Origin of the sequence: Anaeromyxobacter oryzisoli, assembly GCF_022690765.1 — a bacterium.
GTDB lineage: Bacteria > Myxococcota > Myxococcia > Myxococcales > Anaeromyxobacteraceae > Anaeromyxobacter > Anaeromyxobacter oryzisoli.
The window spans coordinates 1-18,662 of record NZ_JALCZA010000013.1 but is presented as its reverse complement, the minus strand read 5'-3'; the positions used below and the strand labels follow the sequence as shown (position 1 = coordinate 18,662).

16 protein-coding genes are annotated in these 18,662 nt (G+C 73.5%); 8 read left to right on the top strand and 8 right to left on the bottom strand.

Annotated elements, in window-relative coordinates; genetic code table 11:
- Nucleotides 1-96: 96 nt before the first annotated feature.
- The 5 genes from MNZ27_RS06645 (at nt 97) to MNZ27_RS06625 (ending at nt 4,905) form a co-directional block, all read left to right on the top strand.
- Nucleotides 97-1,308, top strand: a complete 1,212-nt coding sequence (locus tag MNZ27_RS06645; protein ID WP_242393257.1) for a TIGR03118 family protein — start codon at nt 97-99, stop codon at nt 1,306-1,308.
- Nucleotides 1,309-1,496: 188 nt separating this feature from the next.
- Nucleotides 1,497-2,861, top strand: a complete 1,365-nt coding sequence (locus tag MNZ27_RS06640) for a YncE family protein (RefSeq protein ID WP_242393256.1) — start codon at nt 1,497-1,499, stop codon at nt 2,859-2,861.
- An 81-nt stretch (nt 2,862-2,942) separates the two neighbouring features.
- Nucleotides 2,943-3,365 (top strand): DUF305 domain-containing protein, encoded by a 423-nt coding sequence (locus tag MNZ27_RS06635; RefSeq protein WP_242393255.1) that lies wholly within the window; start codon nt 2,943-2,945, stop codon nt 3,363-3,365.
- Between the two features lie 176 nt (nt 3,366-3,541).
- Nucleotides 3,542-4,201 carry a cytochrome b/b6 domain-containing protein gene (locus MNZ27_RS06630; RefSeq protein WP_242393254.1) on the top strand — a complete coding sequence of 220 codons (660 nt, stop codon included), beginning with the start codon at nt 3,542-3,544 and terminating at the stop codon, nt 4,199-4,201.
- The gene (locus MNZ27_RS06625) at nt 4,198-4,905 is read left to right on the top strand and encodes a molybdopterin-dependent oxidoreductase (RefSeq protein ID WP_242393253.1); all 708 of its coding nucleotides are present in this window, start codon (nt 4,198-4,200) and stop codon (nt 4,903-4,905) included. The genes MNZ27_RS06630 and MNZ27_RS06625 overlap by 4 nt, the downstream gene beginning before the upstream one ends.
- 27 nt (nt 4,906-4,932) lie before the next feature.
- Here MNZ27_RS06625 and msrB read toward each other — a convergent pair whose 3' ends face one another.
- A complete protein-coding gene (gene msrB / locus MNZ27_RS06620; RefSeq protein ID WP_242393252.1) occupies nt 4,933-5,565 on the bottom strand; it encodes a peptide-methionine (R)-S-oxide reductase MsrB in 633 nt (210 codons plus the stop codon).
- A 255-nt stretch (nt 5,566-5,820) separates the two neighbouring features.
- Between msrB and MNZ27_RS06615 the strand changes: the two genes are divergently transcribed.
- A complete protein-coding gene (locus tag MNZ27_RS06615; protein ID WP_242393251.1) occupies nt 5,821-7,833 on the top strand; it encodes a beta-propeller domain-containing protein in 2,013 nt (670 codons plus the stop codon).
- An 8-nt stretch (nt 7,834-7,841) separates the two neighbouring features.
- On the opposite strand, the gene MNZ27_RS06610 is transcribed toward MNZ27_RS06615, so the two are convergent.
- Both MNZ27_RS06610 and MNZ27_RS06605 read right to left on the bottom strand, forming a co-directional pair.
- Entirely contained in the window at nt 7,842-10,832 is a 2,991-nt protein-coding gene (locus tag MNZ27_RS06610; protein WP_242393250.1) for a DEAD/DEAH box helicase, read from the bottom strand.
- 269 nt (nt 10,833-11,101) lie between these two features.
- On the bottom strand, nt 11,102-11,479 hold the full coding sequence (locus MNZ27_RS06605) for an Imm10 family immunity protein (RefSeq protein ID WP_242393249.1): 378 nt from the start codon (nt 11,477-11,479) through the stop codon (nt 11,102-11,104).
- Between the two features lie 237 nt (nt 11,480-11,716).
- On the opposite strand from MNZ27_RS06605, the gene MNZ27_RS06600 reads away from it, so the two are divergent.
- Both MNZ27_RS06600 and MNZ27_RS06595 read left to right on the top strand, forming a co-directional pair.
- Nucleotides 11,717-12,163 carry a hypothetical protein gene (locus MNZ27_RS06600; protein ID WP_242393248.1) on the top strand — a complete coding sequence of 149 codons (447 nt, stop codon included), beginning with the start codon at nt 11,717-11,719 and terminating at the stop codon, nt 12,161-12,163.
- Between the two features lie 179 nt (nt 12,164-12,342).
- On the top strand, nt 12,343-12,885 hold the full coding sequence (locus MNZ27_RS06595; protein ID WP_242393247.1) for a YceI family protein: 543 nt from the start codon (nt 12,343-12,345) through the stop codon (nt 12,883-12,885).
- A 76-nt stretch (nt 12,886-12,961) separates the two neighbouring features.
- On the opposite strand, the gene urtE is transcribed toward MNZ27_RS06595, so the two are convergent.
- The 5 genes from urtE to urtA are packed head-to-tail and all read right to left on the bottom strand — an operon-like array spanning nt 12,962 to nt 18,501.
- A complete protein-coding gene (gene urtE / locus MNZ27_RS06590) occupies nt 12,962-13,654 on the bottom strand; it encodes an urea ABC transporter ATP-binding subunit UrtE (protein WP_242393246.1) in 693 nt (230 codons plus the stop codon).
- 4 nt (nt 13,655-13,658) lie between these two features.
- A complete protein-coding gene (urtD, locus tag MNZ27_RS06585) occupies nt 13,659-14,483 on the bottom strand; it encodes an urea ABC transporter ATP-binding protein UrtD (RefSeq protein ID WP_242393245.1) in 825 nt (274 codons plus the stop codon).
- Entirely contained in the window at nt 14,480-15,601 is a 1,122-nt protein-coding gene (gene urtC / locus MNZ27_RS06580) for an urea ABC transporter permease subunit UrtC (protein ID WP_242393244.1), read from the bottom strand. Before urtC ends, urtD begins: the two co-directional genes overlap by 4 nt.
- 1 nt (nt 15,602) lies before the next feature.
- Nucleotides 15,603-17,189 carry an urea ABC transporter permease subunit UrtB gene (gene urtB / locus MNZ27_RS06575; protein ID WP_242393243.1) on the bottom strand — a complete coding sequence of 529 codons (1,587 nt, stop codon included), beginning with the start codon at nt 17,187-17,189 and terminating at the stop codon, nt 15,603-15,605.
- A gap of 49 nt (nt 17,190-17,238) precedes the next feature.
- A complete protein-coding gene (gene urtA, locus MNZ27_RS06570; RefSeq protein WP_242393242.1) occupies nt 17,239-18,501 on the bottom strand; it encodes an urea ABC transporter substrate-binding protein in 1,263 nt (420 codons plus the stop codon).
- Nucleotides 18,502-18,662: the final 161 nt, after the last annotated feature.

Below are 18,662 nucleotides of genomic sequence, written 5' to 3'. Positions count from 1 at the left end.
GGTCGCGCCCCGGAGCACCAGCTTGTCCGGCGTCCCGTGAGCTCTCGCTCGACGCCCGCTCGCCGCGGGCTTTCACGCTCCGGGGGGGAGGAACGCATGAAGCCACATGTCCTGCTCTCGGGCGCGCTCGCCGCCGGCGCACTCTCGCTCTCCGGCTGCGGCGCCGATCGCCCGTCCGCCAGCAGCACGACCCAGGCCACGGCGGCGGCGCAGGCCGCCGCCCGCTCCGAGGCGGCGGGGACCACCGGCGGCCTCTACGTGCAGCGCAACCTGGTGTCGAACGTCGCCGGGCTCGCCGAGCACCTCGACCCGAACCTGGTGAACTCCTGGGGCATCACCCATCGCGGCACGAGCCCGTGGTGGGTCTCCGACAACGGCACGGGCGTCGCGACCCTGTACGACGGCGAAGGGGTCGCCCAGTTCGGGATCCCGCCGCTGGTGGTGAACGTCACCGGCGCGGGCGGGGCGCCCGCCGCTCCCACCGGCGTCGTCGCCAACACCGGCACGGGGTTCGTCGTGTCGAGCGGTGGCGCCGAGGGGCCGGCCTTCTTCATCTTCGCGAGCGAGGACGGGACGATCAGCGGCTGGAACCCGAACGTGCCTCCGCCGGTCCCGCCTGCCACCCGCTCCACGACGACGATCGTGGTGGTGGACAACTCCTCGCCGAACCCGCTCGGCGGCGCCGTCTACAAGGGCATCACCATCGCCTCGGCGGAGAGCGGCGAGCGGCTCTACGCCACCGACTTCCGCGGCGCCAAGGTGGACGTGTTCGACGACACCTTCGCGCCGGTGTCCACGACGGGCGGCTTCGCCGACCCGAGCCTCCCGGCCGGCTACGCGCCGTTCGGGATCCGGGCGATCGACGGCACGATCTACGTCACCTACGCCCTGCAGGACGCGGCGAAGCACGACGACGTCGCCGGCAAGCACCACGGCTTCGTGAACGCCTTCACCCCCGACGGAGTGCTCCTCGCGCGGATCGCGTCGGGCGGGAAGCTCGACTCGCCGTGGGGGCTGGCGATGGCCCCCGCCTCCGGCTTCGGGCGCTTCAGCGGCAAGCTCCTCGTCGGCAACTTCGGCGACGGCCACATCGTCGGCTACGCGGTCGAGGAGGAGCAGCGACAGGGCGACGGCGGCGCCTACCTGACCGGCAAGGGCGGCCGGATCACCATCGACGGCCTCTGGGGGCTCGGCTTCGGGAACGACGCCGCGGCCGGGCCGAGCGACGTGCTCTTCTTCGCCGCCGGGCCGAACGACGAGTCGGACGGCCTCTTCGGCCGGATCGACTTCCAGCACGGGAACGAGTAGCGGCGTGAGTCGGGGGAACGGGCGAGCGCCGCGGGGGCTGGCGCTCCGCCCCGCTCCCGGCGAGCGAGCTTCGTCCAAAGAGCGCCTCCCGGGCCGAGCCACGCTCCTGCGGGCGTTTCCCCGACCGGGCTCGGATCGCGGCCGCGCGGACGAATAGACACGCGGGGAGCTGCGAAGGGAGCGAGGCCATGAGGTGGACTCGGCGCGAGTTCGTCGTCCGGACCGGCGTCGCGGCGATCGCCGCGACGCTGCCCCTCGACCGCGGCGGCGCCCAGCCGCAGCGCGCGTCGCGCGCGGGCGACCGGGTGATCCTCTGCAACGAGGACTCGGATACGCTCTCCGTGATCGATCCGGGGACGAACACCGTCTCGACGACGATCAACCTGACCTCGTTCGACGAGGATCCCCGTCCGCCCTTCCGGCTGGTGACGGGCGGCGTCACGCCCACCCACGCGGCGATGATGAACAAGCCCCTCTACCATGGCGCCGTGTACGTCCACGGCGCAGCGCCCTCGCCCGACAACCGGCTGCTCGCGTGCACCGGCCGCGGCTCGAGCAACGTCTACCTCGTGGATCTCGTGACGCTGAAGCCCGTCGGGAACGCGCCGAACCCCCAGGCCGGGAGCCAGACGAACCCGGAGCGGCTCACCAGCGGCATCCTCGTGGGCCGGGAGCCGCACGAGCCCACCTTCAGCCGCGACGGCAAGGAGCTGTGGGTGACGATCCGCGGCGAGAGCCGGATCGCGATCCTCGACGTCGCCGCCGCGATCCGCGAGGCCGGCGGGGTCGCGGCGGGCGCCGTCCGCAGGTATGTCGAGTGCCTGAACGGGCCGGCGCAGGTCTGGTTCTCCGCCGACGGGCGACTGGCGTTCGTGATCTCGCAGAAGCTCTCGCAGCTCGAGGTGATGGAGACGGGCTTCGGGGCCGACGGCGCGAGCCAGCCGAAACGTCGCGCGGTGATCGATCTGAAAGCGCAGGATCCGTTCGGCTTCACGCCGTTCCAGAAGACCACGCCGGACGGGAAGGAGCTGTGGCTCTCGCACAAGCTCGCGGATGCCCTCTCCGCCTGGTCGGTGGAGCCGCAGCCGCGAGCGCTCGATACCGTCCGGCTCGGGAAGCTCGCCCGCCCGAACCACCTCGAGTTCGTCGAGAACGCGCGCGGCAAGGTGATCTACGCCTCGCTCGCTCGGGTGGACGATGGCGGCCCCGGCGGGGTGGCCTCGAGCCAGCTCGCCGTGATCGATCGCGCGCCGCCGCCCGGGCATCGGAAGGTCATCAAGACGTTCTTCACCCATGGGCGCGAGTCCCACGGGCTGTGGACGAACCCCGAGAACACGCTCCTCTACGTGGCGCACGAGCAGGACGAGCTCCCGGGCACGCCCAACGCGGGGCAGACGGTGTGCAGCGCGTTCGACGTGAGCGATCCGCTGGACCCGCGCTTCGTCGCACAGATCCCCCTCGGCGAGCTCGCGCTGCCGTCGGGGAAGCTCCGCAACAAGAAGAGCATCAACCTGGTGTACGTACGCCCCGGCGCGCGCAGCCAGACGGCCTGAGGGCACCCTGTCGCGTCGAGCCATGACCGGCGTGATACCGGCAGCCCGACGCGAGCGGTGTCGCCCCTGAGGAGCGAAGCCATGGAAGACGGGAAGCGAGTCGCCGCTCCGGACGCGCACGCTGGGCATGCCCATCCTCCCGCCGCGGAGCGCGGCGGCGCCGCGTTCTCGCCGGAGTTCCGCGCGTTCGAGAGAGAGATGGACGCGGGCATGGATCGGATGATGAGGGACATGCACGCCCCCGGCTACACGGGGAACGTGGACGTGGACTTCCTCGCCATGATGATCCCGCACCACGAGGGGGCGGTGGAGATGGCGCGCCTGCTTCTCGTCCACGGTAGGGACCCGCTCACGCGGCAGCTCGCCAGCGAGATCATCGCGTCCCAGGACGCCGAGATCGCGGCGATGCGGCGGCGGCTCGCGATCCTGCGCCGCGGTGAGGACTCCGAGCCCGGCGGGTTCCCGGCGATGCAGGGGACCCGGGGCGACGGGTCAGGTCGGTAGTCGAGCCGAGCCGCGCCGCCCCCTCACCGCGGTCGCGGACGGGCGCGTGGTGCCGCGACGGGTAGCCGGCCGCGCGGATCGGTCAGCAAGATGTCGGGACGCGTTGCAGCTCGGAGGATATGACGGTCATGCTCACGCCGCTCTCGCGACCTGAGCGCCGTGAGGCCTGATCTGGCATGCCGCGCCCTGCACAGCCGTGGCTGGTCCGGGTGACGCACTGGGCGAACCTCGTCCTCTTCACGATCATGGCCGGGAGCGGCCTCCGGATCCTCGTCGCCTATCCGCTCCTCGGCCCGAGGGGCGAGCCCTACGAGTGGTACCCGCTCCAGGGGGCGAGGCCGCCGGCCGCCCTGACGGTCGGGGGATGGCTCGCCGGCGCGCGACACTGGCACTTCGCGTTCGCGTGGCTGTTCGTGGCGAACGCGCTCGTGTACGCCGCCTACCTGTTCGCGAGCGGGGAGTGGCGGCGACGGCTGTTCCTCCCCCGCCGGGACGCCCGGAACGCCTGGGGCACCCTCCTCCACGATCTGCGCCTCCGCGAGGAAGCCCCGGCGCCCGTCGGCCTGTACAACGGGATGCAGCGCCTCGCGTACACCGGCGTCCTCGCGACGGCGCCGCTGCTCGTCCTCTCGGGGCTCGCGATGTACAAGCCGGTCCAGCTCCCGCGCCTCACCGCGCTGCTCGGCGGCTACGACGCGGCGCGCGCGATCCACCTCCTGGCGCTCGCCGCGCTCGCGCTCTTCACCGCGGTCCACGTGATCCAGGTGCTGCTCCACCCGCGGACGCTCGCGGACATGACCGTCGGCCGCGACGAGCGGCCGGAGGAGAGGGCGTGACCGGCTCGACCCGACGCCGCTTCCTCGCCACCGGCGTCCGCGCGACGGCGCTCCTCGGCCTCGGCGGGCTCGCCTGCGACAGCGACCGGCCGCACGCCGGCTTCCTGGGGCTCATGGAGCGCGTGAACGAGCGGTTCCAGCGGGCGACGTTCGACCCCTCGCGGCTCGCCCCCGAGCTCCCCCCGGAGGACGAGAGCCCCCCGGACGCCTTCCCGGCCTACCGGATCTCGAAGCGGATCCCGCTCGCCCCCGCCGGCTGGGCGCTCGCCGTGGGCGGCCTCGTCGCGCGCCCCCTGACCCTCTCGCTCGCGGACCTCCGGCGCCTCCCGCAGACGCGCACCCGGGTCCGGCACCACTGCGTCGAGGGGTGGTCGGCGGTCGCGTCCTGGGACGGCGTGCGGCTCTCCGAGCTCGCCCGCCTCGCGGGCGTGGACCCGCGGGCGCGCTACGTCGAGTTCCGCTCGTTCGACTCGGGCTACTGGTCCTCCTGGGACCTCGCGAGCGCGCTTCACCCGCAGACGATCCTCGCCCTCGCCATGAACGGCACGCCGCTCGGGCCGGAGCACGGCGCGCCGGTCCGCCTCTACTCGGCGGTGAAGCTCGGCTACAAGATGGTGAAGTACCTCACCGCAGTGAGCTTCCTCCCGGTGAGGACGGGCGGGTACTGGGAGGACCAGGGATACGAGTGGTTCGCGGGAGTATGAGCCGGGTGGCCGGCCGGCCCCTCAGCATCATGGGCTCGCGCCGCCCGGGGGAGAGGCGTGCTCGCCCTTCTCGAAGAGCGGAAGGAGGTCGCCGTAGCCCTCCGCCGCGAGCCGCGCCGCCGGGACGAAGCGAAGCGCCGCGGAGTTGATGCAGTAGCGCAGGCCCGTCGGCGGCGGCCCGTCGTGGAAGACGTGGCCGAGGTGCGAGCCGGCGAGCCGCGAGCGGACCTCGGTGCGCTCGAAGAAGAGGGCGCGATCCTCGCGGGTGGTGACGTGGCTCGGGTCGAGGGGGCGGGTGAAGCTGGGCCAGCCGGTCCCGGAGTCGAACTTGTCGAGCGAGCTGAAGAGCGGCTCGCCGGAGACCACGTCGACGTAGACGCCGGGCGCGTGCTGGTCCCAGTACGCGTTTTCGAACGGCGGCTCGGTCCCCGCGAGCTGCGTGACCCGGTACTGCTCGGGCGTGAGGCGCTCCTGGAGCGCCTCGTCGGACGGCTTCGTGAACCCGGACATGTTCGCGGTCTCCTCGCCCCGGACCGGGCGCGCCCTCTCCTCGAGCGCGCCCGCGTCGGATCGGCAGCCGAGGCTCGCGCCGCCCAGCAAGGCCGCCGCCGCCCATCGGCCGACCCGACGCGTTCGCCGCGCCATCTGCTCGCTCCACACGGCTCGCTCCTCGGCTGGCCGCGTGCTGCTCCAAACGCCCGCGACCGGGCTCGCCGGTCACGCCGATCTCCGTAACGGGCGGGGCGCGCGTTGCGCAGCGCGGACGAGCTGGACGAGGCGGCCCTCATGGGGACGATCCGGGGTGGACCGGTGGGCCGGTGGGCCGGGGGGGCGCCGGGGGCGCCGTGCGACGACTTGCGTGCTCCTCGAGCTCGGCAGGCCCTGATACAGAGGGGCTGCCAAGGAGCGGCCCCCATGACGTTTCTGCGCACCCTCGCGGTCCTGACGCTCGCCTCCACCGTCGCCTGCAACCGGAGCACCTCGTCGAGGCTCCCGGCGCCGATCGGGGTCGATCGCAGCCCCAGCCTCACCTACGCGGCGAGCTGCGGAGAGCTCGAGGGCGCGATCGAGGATGCGCTCGTCCTCGAGATGAAGAGCCGGGTCGAGCAGCTCCGGGAGGGATGGGGGGTGGCCGTCCCGGTGGTCGGCGGCTGGGCGAACTACGCGGGCGCGGCCGGGCCGGAGAGCTTCACCACGACCAACGCGCAGGTGGCCGGGGTGGACGAGGCCGACTTCGTCCAGAACGACGGCACCCGCATCGCCGCCCTGGCCGACGGCCGCCTGCACCTCGTGAGCAGCTGGCCGGCGGACGCCATGACGGAGACCGCCTCGCTCGCGATCGAGGGCTGGCCCCGCGATCTCTTCCTGTCCGGCGACCAGGTGGTGGTCTTCAGCACCGTCTACGTCCCGCGCGCGCTGGAGGGGACTCAGCCGATCTGCGCCGAGCCGCTCGCCGGCGCCGGCACGGCGCCGGGCTCGATGTGGTGCGGGTACCAGGCGAGCAACGTCACCAAGGTCACCACGGTGGACGTGTCCGCGCTCTCCGCCCCCCGGGTCACCTCCGAGATCTACCTGCCGGGGAGCTATCTCGCCGCCCGCCGCATCGGCACCCGGGTCCGCCTGGTGATGAGGGACGAGCTCCCGTTCCCGGACGGCGTGGCCCTCTGGCCCGAGCTGTCCGCCGACGCGAGCCAGGCCGATCGCGATCGGGCGTTCGACGACCTCGTCACCCGGAACGAGGCGCTCATCCGTGCGCGGACCCTCGACGACTGGCTGCGCCGCGGCGCGGTCGAGCGGCCCGACGGCTCGACGGAGGAGCTCGGCTACGCCTGCGGCGACTTCGCGATCGGCTCGGCCCCGGTCCACCTCGGGATCCTCACCCTCGCCACGCTCGATCTCGACCGGCAGGCGCTGGCCGCGCGGACGTCGGTCCTCGCGCGCGCCGACGTCGTGTACGCCTCGAAGGACACCCTCTACGCGGCCGCGGGGCACTGGTGGTGGTGGCCGATGCCGGGGCAAGGCGACGCCACCTACCTGCACGCCTTCGACCTCCGCGATCCCGACCGCGCCGCCTACCTGGGCTCCGGCGTGGTGGACGGCACCCTGGACGATCCGTACCAGCTGGACGAGCTCGACGGTGCGCTGCGCGTGGCGAGCACGCTCTCCACCCGCGTCGAGGACCCCACCCAGCCCTGGGGGCGGATCGAGCTCTCGAACCAGATCGCGGTGCTGGGGCTCTCCGGCGGCGCGCTCCGGACCCTCGGGAAGACCGAGCCGTTCGGCGACGGCGAGCGGCTCTTCGGGACGCGCTTCGTGGGATCGCGCGGCTTCGCGATCACCGCCCGACAGATCGACCCGCTCTTCACCTTCGACCTCTCCGATCCGGCGCAGCCGCGGAAGCTCGGCGAGCTGACGCTCCCGGGGTTCATCGCCTACCTCCACCCGTTGGACGACACCCACCTGCTGGGGGTCGGGCGCGAGCTCGCGGCGAGCGGCGCCATGCAGGTGAAGGTGCAGCTGCTCGACGTCGCCGATCCGGCGGCTCCGAGCCCCCTCTCGACCGTGCTGGTGGGAGAGGGGGCGTCGTGGTCGGAGTCGCTCTGGGACCCCAGGGCGTTCACCTGGTTCCCGGCGCGCGGGCTCCTCGCCATCCCCTTCACCGACCTCGCCGCGGACGCCTTCGTGAGCGACCTGCGCCTCTTCAAGGTGGACCCGGCCGCAGGGATCACGCCGGCCGGCCGCCTCTCGATGGCAGACGTGTTCGCCACCGCCTCGGGGCCGGGCTGGAGCTTCGCCTGGTCGCCCTCCGTGAGGCGCAGCGTGCTCGCCGACGACTTCGTCTACGCCATCAGCGACGCGGGCGTCCGCTCGGCGAAGGTGGCCGACCTGCCCGCCTGGCTGCGGACGGTGCAGTTCGCGCCGCCGTAGGCAAAGGTCTACCCGGCCTCGATCGCGGCCCGCGCCCGCCCGACCAGCGCCCGCGCGTCCGCCACCACCGCGGCGACGAGCGGCTCGGGCGGCGGGATGGCGGCCGCCCCGAACGCCCTCGCCGCCTCGCTCGCCCGCGCGAGTGCGCCCGCCTCGCCCTCGGAGACGAGGCCGGCCGGCACGAGGTGGCCGTGCACCGCGGCGAGGAGCGCGGCCGGGTCCTCCCCGGGATCGCCGCGGGGATCGAGGGCGCGCAGCGCGAAGGCGATGGCGTCGCGGCAGAGCCCGAGCACCTCGGCGGGCTGCCCCGCCGCGACGAGGGCCTCGGCCGCGGCGCGCTTCCGGGCGGCGACGGCGACGAGGCCGCGGCGGGCGGCCGCCCGCGCGTCGGCGGAACCGACGGCGGGGGCGCGGTAGAGGACCTCCGCGCCCGCGAGCGGCGAAGCACCTCCGAGCGGCGCCATCCCCTCCGCGACGCGCGCCGGCAGGAGCACCGCCCCCTGCGGCGCCGCGTCCGGGACCTCGCCCCGGACGACCCCTACGATCCGCCCGTCGGCGAGCCGGACCACCTGCTCGAGCGCGTCGCCCACCCTCGCCCGGAGCGCCTCCACCGGCTCCGCGTCCGGCTCGGCCGAGCCGTCGGGCCGCTCGCTCGAGACCGGCCGGCTCTCCTCGAGGACGGTGGCGAGCCGCCGCGCCAGCGAGGACCGCTCCACGGTCACCGTGTCCGGATCGTCCCCCACCGCCGCGGCGAAGAGGGCCCGCTTGGAGTCGAGCGACGCCTCGAGCCGCTCCTCGAAGCTCCCCTCGGAGACGAGGGTGACCACGTTCACCGGCTCGCGCTGACCGAGCCGGTGCACCCGCGCGATGCGCTGCGCGAGCACCGCCGGGTTCCACGGGAGGTCGAGGTTCACCACGTGGGTCGCGACCTGGAGGTTCAGCCCCACGCCGCCCGCGTCGGTGGAGAGGAACACCCGGCACGCGGGATCGTCCCGGAACCGATCGATGAGGGCGCCGCGCGCCTCGGAGGGGACGCCGCCGTGGAGCCGGACGTGGCCGACGCCGAGCCGCGCGCAGACCTCGGCGGCCATCGCCTGCATCTTCTCCCACTCGGAGAAGACCACCACCTTGCGCCCCTCCTCGACGCAGATCTCCTCGAGGAGCCGCTCGAGCTCGTCCAGCTTGGGCGCGCCGGGCGTGTCCCCGTCCACCAGCGCCGCCGCGTCGCACGCCATCCGCATCCGCTGGAACGCGCGCATGAGCCGCTGCTCCTCGGCGGGCGTGAGGGGGCGCTTGCGGAGCACGGAGAGCAGCCGTGCCGCGCCGGCCTCGGCGTCGTCGTGGATCTCGCGCTGCTCCGGGGAGAGCGGCACGACGAGGCGCGAGACCAGCCGCTCGGGGAGGTCCGCGAGCACCTCCTCCTTGCGGCGGCGCAGCACCACCGGCGCGATCCGGGACCGCAGGCGGTCCAGGTTCCGGTAGCCGGCCGGCTTCCCGGACGGATCGAGGGTGGTGAACTCCTCGTTGAACCGCCAGAGCGGGCCGAAGAGGTGCGGGTCCACCACCTGCATCAGGCTGTAGAGGTCGTCGAGCCGGTTCTCGAGCGGGGTGCCGGTGAGGACGAAGGCGAAGCGGCTCGGGATCCGCTTCACGACCGAGGCGGTGCGGGTGCGCCAGTTCTTGATCCGCTGCGCCTCGTCGAGGACCAGGAGGTCCGGGGCGAGGTCGAGCAGCTCGCGCTCGTCGGCGCGGGCGAGCTCGTAGCTCGTGACGAGGACGCGCGGCGGGTCGGCGTAGCGGGCCCGCCGCTCCTCCCGCCCGCCGGAGACGACCACGACCTCCTCCGGGGCGAGGTCCGCGAACTGCCGGAGCTCGCGCAGCCACTGGTGCTTGAGCGAGGTCGGGCAGACCACCAGCGTCCGCCGCACCTCGCCGCGGCGCGCGAGGACCGCCATCGCCGCGATGGCCTGGGCGGTCTTGCCGAGCCCCATTTCGTCGGCGAGGAGCGCCCGCCCGCGCGAGGCGAGGAAGGCGACGCCCTCCACCTGGTACGGGTAGAGCGGCAGCCGGAGGCCGGGCTGGTCCCGGCCGGCGGCGCGGACCTCCTCCTCGACCTGCCGCCGCCGTCGCTCCCGGCGCGCCGCGTCGATCGCGCGCTCGGCGAGCCGGGTCACCTCGGCCGGGACCTCCACCCCGGCCTCCACCGCGTCGCGCGAGAGCTCGGGCCAGACCTCGGCGACGGCGCCGCGGAGCCGCCCGTCCGGCGCGAAGTAGCGGGCCGCGAAGCGACGCGCTGGCGCCTCCGGCGCCTGGTGCAGCCCGATCGACTCCTCCGGCTCGAAGACGAGGTGCAGGTAGCTCGCCGGCGCGCCCTCGCCGGCCGCCCGCGCCAGGCGGCGGGGCGCGTCGCGGCGGAGGTGGTGGAGCACCGCCTCGACGTGCTTGCAGGTGCCGAGGAGGTTGGTCGCGAAGTCGGGGCAGGTGCACCCGTTGTGCGGAGCGTCGAGGGACCGCAGCGTCACGCGGTAGGCCTGCGAGGACGGCGAGGCGACCTCGTACTGGCCGAGGAGGCGCGAGCCGCCCACGCGGTGGATGTCGAAGAGCTCGCTCGCGCCGCGCGCCTGCCGGCGCCGCCGCTCCTCGTCGCGGAGCGACGCCACGGGGCGCGCGTCCGGTCCCGCCGGGCGCGCGTCGCCGGCGAGGAGCAGCGCGAGGGCCGCGGCGTGCGCGCAGCGCGGCCGCCCGCAGCTACAGCTCGTGGTGAGCCCGCGATCGCCCCACGCGAGCGCCACGCGGCGCGCCATCCGGTCCTCCCCGACCACGATCGCCTCGACGCTCGACGGCCGGATCTCCGGCCGCGACGCGCGCCCCTCCTCGATCACGTCGCGCCCCTCGACGATCGCCGCCTCCGAGAACGCCGCGTGCACGGCCTCCGGGGTGAGGCGCTCGACCAGGGTCGGGGCGCGAGGGGGCGCGGCGCGGCGGGCGGCTTCGGGCATGGTGTGCTCCTCGGCCCGAAGTTCTACCCGGGGGGTCTGACGATCCGTTCAGTGGTGACGCGAACGCGACGAGCCGTCCCGCAACTCGGTCGGCGACCGGCGCCGTGACGACGCAGTGAACGATGAGCCCCTCGCGCCTCGAGCGACTCCGGACGCCGCAGGAGAACGCGTCGGTCCGGACCACGGCGATCTTCGTGTTCGACTCGCGATCCAGGTGAACCACGAAGGCGCGACGACCTGGCGCGGACGCGCAGCGCCCCGCGCGTCTTTCACCGCAGCTCCACCTCGACCGGCTGCAGCACGCGGCGCAGCGCCTCTGCGAGCGCGGAGTGCTCGTACGCCGCCGAATGCAGATCGATCACGAGCGGCTCCGCGAAACCGAAGCATTCCTTGGCAGCGTCGGTCAACGTCAGCGTCAACGCCTCGGGCGACAGCGACGCGCCGACGATCCCCCCGTACATCCCCGCGCCGCTCTCGTCCGAGAGGTGTACGCGATCGTGGCCGAGCTCGCGATCCGCCGCGGTCGGCTCCAGCGTGCGCTGGAGCAGGATGCATCGCTCCGGCGACTCTGGATGATCCCCGAACGCCACGATGAACACGCCGTTCTCCTCCAGCACACGAACGATCCGCGCCACCCGCTCGCCCATGATCACCTCCGATCGCGGTTATACGGCGACCTCGCCGGTCGGCGCGATGGTTCGCCGGAAGCGCGCAGCTCGAGCAATCGACCCGCAACCTGTTTACGATTCGTCACTGAACCGTGCGACCGTGCTTGCGTCTCGCCCAGCGCAGGGGGCCCAGCGCGCCTGGTGACGCTGCGCCTTCGGCGCGCGCTCACTCTGCGAGCGAAGCCGCCGCCCCGCCGGTCGGATAGAATCACGGCGATGGCCCCGACCTGGTTCCCGCTGTTCGTCGCGGGCATGTTGATCGCGCTCACGCACCTCCTCGCGGCGATCGCCGGCCACCCGGCCCTGCTCGCCCGCCACCCGCCCGTCGACGAGCCACTCGAAGCGCTGCACCGCTTCGCGAGCGGCTCGATGAGGGGCGTGGGCTTCGGAAACGCGCTCCGTGTGGGCATCGGAAGGCGCGGGCTCCACCTCGCCCCGTCGTGGCCCTTCCGGCCGCTGCTCTGGCCCGGCGTGCCCTGCATCCCGTGGAGCGAGGTTCGGCTCCTGGCGCCCAGCCCCGGAGGCGTGCGCGGTTGGTTCCGCGGGACTCGGCTCGAGATCCGCTCGATCGGCGCCAAGGTCGAGCTCGGCGGAAGCGCGGGTCGCGCCGTCGAGCGAAAGCTCGGCGCGGCGGTGGGACCGGCCCTGATCCGAACCCGATGATGAGCTGCGGCGGGGGCGCGCCATCTCGTGCACGTCGAGCGTTCACCGTTCGCCGTTCGCCGCCCCCTCCGGATGTTCCGACCGAGCAGCGACGAGCCCTTCGCCGTGCGCCCGCCCCGACGTTTGCGCTAAGACATCGCCCGGGCGCGCCACGCACGGACGCGCCGCCGGGAGGACGGATGCCAACCTTCGGACCGGACATGGCGACCTGCGAGGTCCTCACCTTCCGCGAGGGGCTGCTCTCCGCGGCCGCGCACGATCTCGTGCTGCGGGTCGAGGCGTTCGCGATCGAGGTCGATCCGGCCGCGGTCTCCGTGAAGGCCACCTTCGACGCCGGGTCGCTCCGCGTGGTCTCGGCGCTGCGCGACGGGCGCCCTCTCCCCGGCGCCCTGAGCGCCGCCGACGTCCGGGACATCGAGCGCGCGATCCGGGAGAAGGTCCTGCTCGCGGCGCGATACCCGGAGATCCGGTTCACCTCGACCGGCGCCGCGCCGCGGCAGGGCGGCTACGAGCTGCGCGGCACGCTCGCGCTCGCCGGCCGCTCCCGCCCGCTCGTCGTCGCGGTCCGGGAGGCGGCGGGCCGGCTCGAGGCGGAGGTCCCGCTGCACCAGCCCGACTTCGGGATCCGCCCCTACTCGGCCATGCTCGGCGCGATCCGCGTGAAGCCGGACGTGCGGGTGCGGATCTCCGTCCCGGCGCTCGTCTCCGCACCACACGGCTGAGCCTCGCACCCGGCTGACTGTGAGCCTCGGGTGGGCTGGGGCTCCGGCGGCGGGGCGCCCTCGCTCCGTACAATCGTCAGACCGCGAGCCGCGCCCGCACGCCGTCGCGCTCCATCGCGGCGCCGTCGCCGCGCTTCACGATCTCGCCGCGCTCCAGGACGAGGTACCGATCGGCGAGGCTGCTCGCGAAGTCGTAGTACTGCTCGACGAGCAGGATCGCCATCCGGCCGTCCGCCGCGAGCGCGCGGATCGCGCGCTCGATCTCCTTGATGATCGACGGCTGGATCCCCTCGGTCGGCTCGTCCAGGACGAGGAGCGAGGGCTCCATCGCGAGCGCCCGTCCGATGGCGAGCTGCTGCTGCTGGCCGCCGGAGAGATCGCCGCCGCGCCGGCCGAGCATGGTCCGGAGCACCGGGAAGAGCTCGAAGACGCGCTCGGGGATCCGCGCGCCGCGCGGCCGCGCCGCGAGCCCCATGAGCAGGTTCTCCTGCACGGTGAGCCGCGAGAAGATCTCGCGCCCCTGCGGCACGTACCCGATGCCGGCCCGCGCGCGCCGGTGCGGCGGGGTCCTCGTGAGGTCCTCGCCGCGGAAGGTGATCCGGCCGGAGGAGATCGGGACCACGCCCATGATCGCCTTGAGGAGCGTGGTCTTCCCGACGCCGTTGCGGCCGAGCACGGCGGTGACCTCGCCCGGCGCGGCCTCGAGCGACACGCCGCGCAGGATGTGGCTGCCGCCGTAGTGCTGGTGGACGTCCTCGAGCCTCAGCATCGCGTCACCTCCCCAGGTAGACCTCGACCACGCGCGGATCCGCCTTCACGTCGTCGAGCTTCCCCTCGGCGAGGACCGCGCCCTCGTGCAGCACCGTCACCTTCCCGCCGAGCCGCGCCACGAACGCGAGGTCGTGCTCGACCACCACGATCGAGCGCTCCTTCGCGAGGCCGACCACCAGCTCGGCGGTCCGCTCGGTCTCCTCGTCGGTCATGCCCGCGACCGGCTCGTCGAGGAGGAGGAGCTGCGGCTCCTGGACGAGCAGCATCCCGATCTCGAGCCACTGCTTCTGGCCGTGCGAGAGCTGGCCGGCCAGCCGCCCCGCCTCGCCGGAGAGCCGGACGAGCTCCAGGATCTCCGCGATCCGGTCGCGCGCCGCGCCGTCCAGCGTGGCGAAGAGCGTCCGCCGCGCGCGGCGATCGGCGCGCAGGGCCAGCTCGAGGTTCTCGAACACGGTGTGGTGCTCGAAGACGGTCGGCTTCTGGAACTTGCGGCCGATCCCGGCCGCAGCGATCTCGGCCTCGCTGAGCCGCGTGAGATCGAGCGCCTGGCCGAAGAAGGCGGTCCCGGAGTCGGGGCGGGTCTTCCCGGTGATGACGTCCATCATCGTGGTCTTGCCCGCGCCGTTCGGGCCGATGATGCAGCGCAGCTCGCCCGCGTCCACGTACAGGGAGAGCGCGTTCAGCGCGCGGAAGCCGTCGAACGTGACGGTGACGTCCTCGAGGTAGAGGATCACCCGGTGCGAGACGTCGGCGGCGCCGTGCGCGCCGAGCGCCGGGACCCGCGGTGCGGGCTCGCGGGCCATGGCGAGGGAGGGAGCGGCGGTCACGCGGACACCCCCCGGCGCAGCACGCGCCGCCCGAGGCCGAGGACGCCGTCGGGCAGGTAGAGCGTCACCAGGACGAAGATCGCCCCGAGGAAGAAGACCCAGAGCTGGGGGAACGCCACCGTGAACCAGCTCTTCGCCAGGTTCACGAGCGCCGCCCCGAGCACCGGCCCGAGCAGGGTCCCGCGGCCGCCCACCGCGACCCAGATCGCGATCTCGATGGAGCTCGCGGGGGACATCTCGGAGGGGTTGATGATGCCGACGTGCGGGACGTACAGCGCGCCGGCGATCGCGCAGAGCACCGCCGCGAGGGTCCAGGCGAGGAGCTTGTACCAGAGCGGATCGTAGCCGAGGAACCGCACCCGCTCCTCCGAGTCCCGGATCGCCGCGAGGACGCGGCCGTACTTCGACGTGACGACGAAGCGCACGAGCACGAGGGTCCCGGCGAGCGCGGCCGCGGTGAGCGCGAAGAGGGTGGCCCGCGTCCCCGGGGCGACGATGGAGAACCCGGCGATCCGCTTGAAGTCGGTGAACCCGTTGTTGCCGCCGAAGCCGGTCTCGTTGCGGAAGAAGAGCAGCATCGCGGCGTAGGTGAGCGCCTGCGTGATGATGGAGAAGTAGACGCCCTTGATGCGCGACCGGAAGGCGAACGCGCCGAAGAGGACGGCGACGAGCGCCGGGACCCCGATCACGAGCGCGAGGGCCCAGGCGAGGTGATCGGTGCCGCGCCAGAACCAGGGGAGCGCCTTCCAGTCGAGGAAGACCATGAAGTCGGGGAGGTCGGACTGGTACACGCCGTCCCGCCCGATGCCGCGCATCAGGTACATGCCGAAGGCGTAGCCGCCCAGCGCGAAGAAGAGCCCCTGGCCGAGGGAGAGGATCCCCGCGTAGCCCCAGATCAGATCCATCGCGACGGCGACGATCGCGTAGCACATGATCTTGCCGCCGACGGTGAGGACGTGATCCGGGACGTGGAGCGGGCTTCCCGGCGGCGTGAAGAGGTACAGGCCGGGCACCACGACGAGGGCGGTCAGGGCGAACGCCCCGAGCGCGAGCCAGCCCGCGCGCGGCGTCGCGGCGAGGAGGCGGAGGACGATCGGCTGCCTGGGCGCGGGTGTCATGTCAGCCCTCCACGACCCGGCCCTTCAGGGCGAAGATCCCCTGCGGCCGCTTCTGGATGAACACCACCACCAGGACGAGCACCGCGATCTTGGCGATCACCGCGCCGGACCAGCCCTCGAGGAGCTTCGTGACGAGCCCGAGCCCGAGCGCCGCCCAGACCGCGCCGGCCAGCTGCCCGACGCCGCCCAGCACCACCACGAGGAAGGAGTCCACGCAGTAGGCCTGCCCCATCTCCGGCCCGACGTTGGCGATCTGCGAGAGTGCGACGCCCCCGAGCCCCGCGATCCCGGCGCCGAGGCCGAACGCGAGGGTGTCGACGCGCCCGGTGGGGACGCCGGTGCAGCCCGCCATGACGCGGTCCTGCGTCACCGCCCGCACGAACATTCCGAGCCGGGTGCGGCCGATGAAGAGCCATACCAGCGCGAGCACGCACGCCGAGAAGCCGACGATCGCGATGCGGTTCCAGGGCAGCACCACGTCCGGCATGAGCTCGAACCCGCCCGACATCCACGAGGGGTTCGCCACCGCCACGTTCTGCGGGCCGAACAGGCTCCGCACCGCCTGGATGAGCACGAGGCTCAGCCCCCAGGTCGCGAGGAGCGTCTCGAGCGGCCGCCCATAGAGGAAGCGGATCACGGTGCGCTCCATCGCCATCCCGACGACCGCCGCGGCGAGGAAGGCGACCGGGATCGCCGCCGCGACGTACCAGTCGAGCGCGCCGGGGAAGCGCCGCGCGAACACCGACTGCACGGCGAACGTCGCGTACGCGCCGATCATGAGGAGCTCGCCGTGCGCCATGTTGATGACGCCCATGACGCCGTAGGTGATGGCGAGGCCGAGCGCGGCGAGGAGGAGGATGCTGGCGAGCGAGATCCCGGAGAAGAGGCGGCCGGCGTACTCGCCGAGGGCGAGGCGCCGATCGACGGCGGCGAGCGAGGCGGCGGCGGCGCGCCGGACGGCGGCGTCCGGCTCCTCCTCCCCCGCGTGCCGGGCGAGCAGCGCGCGCACCGCCGAGCTCGCGCTCGCGCCGAGGTCCGTCGCGGCCGCGGCCCGCGCCGCGGGATCGGGGCTCTCGAGGCTCGCCCGGGCGTGGGCGAGCGCGAGGAGCGCGCGCGTGGCGGGATCCCTCTCGCGCGCGAGCGCCCGCCCGAGGAGCGGCGCGAGCTCGGGGGAGGCCGCGCCGGCGAGCTCCTCGGCCGCGGCGCGGCGCACCTCGCGCGCCGGATCGAGGAGCCGGAGCGCCGCGAGCCCGGTCTCGACCTCGCGGCGCACCCGGTTGTTCACGTCGATGGTCGCGGCGTCCGCCGGCGGCGGATCGATCGCCTCGCCGGTGGCGGCGTCCACCGTCCGGCCCTCGACGGGGCGCACCACGCGCTCGCCGGCGAGCGCCAGGGTCCCCTCCGAGAGCGCCTGGAGGACCGGCGTCGCCGCGGGATCGCCGTCGGCGACGAGCTGCCGGACCGCGGCGAGCTTCTCCTCCGAGCCCTCCGCGCCGAGCCGGCGCACCGCCGCCGGATCGAGGGCGGCGGCGAGCGCGGGGAGCGCGAGGGCACAGAGCGCGGTGGCGACGACGGACGGCGAGCGCATGGCGACCTCCGGCGGCCGGCCTCGTGGGCCGGCCGCCCGTGTGAGTGGGCTAGAGCTTCTGCCTGGCCTCGTTCCCGGGGATGAACGGGCTCCACGGCTGCGCGCGGATCGGCGCCTTCGTCTTCCAGACGACGCTGAACTGGCCGTCGGGGCGGATCTCGCCGATGAAGACCGGCTTGTGCAGGTGGTGGTTCGTCCGATCCATCTCGAGGACGAAGCCGGAGGGCGCCCGGAAGGTCTGGCCCGCCATCGCGGCGATGACCTTGTCCGTGTCGGTGCTCTTCGCCTTCTCGACGGCCTGCTTCCACATGTAGATGCCGACGTAGGTGGCCTCCATCGGATCGTTCGTCACCACGTGGTCGGCGTTCGGCAGCCCCTTGCGCTTCGCGTACGCGCGGAACTTCTTCGTGAACGCGTCGTTGGTCGGGTTCTTGAGCGACATGAAGTAGTTCCAGGCGGCGAGGTGGCCGACGAGCGGCTTCGTGTCGATGCCGCGCAGCTCCTCCTCGCCGACCGAGAACGCCACCACCGGCACGTCGGTCGCCTTCAGCCCGGCGTTCCCGAGCTCCTTGTAGAAGGGCACGTTGGAGTCGCCGTTGATGGTGGAGATCACCGCCGTCTTCCCGCCCGCCGCGAACTTCTTGATGCGCGCGACGATGGTCTGGTAGTCGGCGTGGCCGAAGGGCGTGTAGACCTCCTCGATGTCGCGATCCTTGACACCCCGCGAGTGGAGGAACGCGCGGAGGATCTTGTTGGTGGTGCGCGGGTAGACGTAGTCGGTGCCGAGCAGGAAGAAGCGCTTCGCCCCGCCGCCGTCGGCGCTCATCAGGTACTCGACCGCGGGGATCGCCTGCTGGTTCGGCGCGGCGCCCGTGTAGAAGACGTTCTTCTCGAGCTCCTCGCCTTCGTACTGCACCGGGTAGAAGAGGAGCCCGTTCAGCTCCTTGAACACGGGCAGGACGGACTTGCGGGACACCGACGTCCAGCAGCCGAACACGACCGCGACCTTGTCCTGCGCGACGAGCTGGCGCGCCTTCTCCGCGAACAGCGGCCAGTTGGACGCGGGATCCACCACGACCGGCTCGAGCTTCTTCCCGCCGACGCCGCCCGCGGCGTTGATCTCCTCGATGGCCATGAGCGCCACGTCCTTCAGCGCCGTCTCGGAGATCGCCATCGTGCCCGACAGCGAGTGGAGCACGCCCACCTTGATCGTCCCGCCGCCGCGCCCGGCGGCGGCGGCGGGGGCAGGGGCGACGGCGGCGGCGAGCAGGGCGGCCGCGCCCAGCGTGAAGAGGAGCGGAGTGCGTCTCATGAGGCGTCCTTTCTGGTTGGCCCTTCGTGAAATGGCGAAGGCGACGGAGGACGGTTCAGCGAGAACCGTGCCACCCCGCGCGCAGCGCGCGCGGGGCCCCGATGCGCGCGCGCCGGGCCGCCTCCGGCGCCGGTTCCGTCGGTGCGCGGGCGCGTCGCCCG

Bases quoted from the DNA above. Each gene is read 5' to 3' on its own strand.
- MNZ27_RS06645 (WP_242393257.1), top strand. From the start codon at position 97: ATGAAGCCACATGTCCTGCTCTCGGGCGCGCTCGCCGCCGGCGCACTC.
- MNZ27_RS06640 (WP_242393256.1), top strand. From the start codon at position 1,497: ATGAGGTGGACTCGGCGCGAGTTCGTCGTCCGGACCGGCGTCGCGGCG.
- MNZ27_RS06635 (WP_242393255.1), top strand. From the start codon at position 2,943: ATGGAAGACGGGAAGCGAGTCGCCGCTCCGGACGCGCACGCTGGGCAT.
- MNZ27_RS06630 (WP_242393254.1), top strand. From the start codon at position 3,542: ATGCCGCGCCCTGCACAGCCGTGGCTGGTCCGGGTGACGCACTGGGCG.
- MNZ27_RS06615 (WP_242393251.1), top strand. From the start codon at position 5,821: ATGACGTTTCTGCGCACCCTCGCGGTCCTGACGCTCGCCTCCACCGTC.
- MNZ27_RS06610 (WP_242393250.1), bottom strand. From the start codon at position 10,832: ATGCCCGAAGCCGCCCGCCGCGCCGCGCCCCCTCGCGCCCCGACCCTG.
- MNZ27_RS06605 (WP_242393249.1), bottom strand. From the start codon at position 11,479: ATGGGCGAGCGGGTGGCGCGGATCGTTCGTGTGCTGGAGGAGAACGGC.
- MNZ27_RS06600 (WP_242393248.1), top strand. From the start codon at position 11,717: ATGGCCCCGACCTGGTTCCCGCTGTTCGTCGCGGGCATGTTGATCGCG.
- MNZ27_RS06595 (WP_242393247.1), top strand. From the start codon at position 12,343: ATGCCAACCTTCGGACCGGACATGGCGACCTGCGAGGTCCTCACCTTC.
- urtE (WP_242393246.1), bottom strand. From the start codon at position 13,654: ATGCTGAGGCTCGAGGACGTCCACCAGCACTACGGCGGCAGCCACATC.
- urtC (WP_242393244.1), bottom strand. From the start codon at position 15,601: ATGACACCCGCGCCCAGGCAGCCGATCGTCCTCCGCCTCCTCGCCGCG.
- urtB (WP_242393243.1), bottom strand. From the start codon at position 17,189: ATGCGCTCGCCGTCCGTCGTCGCCACCGCGCTCTGTGCCCTCGCGCTC.
- urtA (WP_242393242.1), bottom strand. From the start codon at position 18,501: ATGAGACGCACTCCGCTCCTCTTCACGCTGGGCGCGGCCGCCCTGCTC.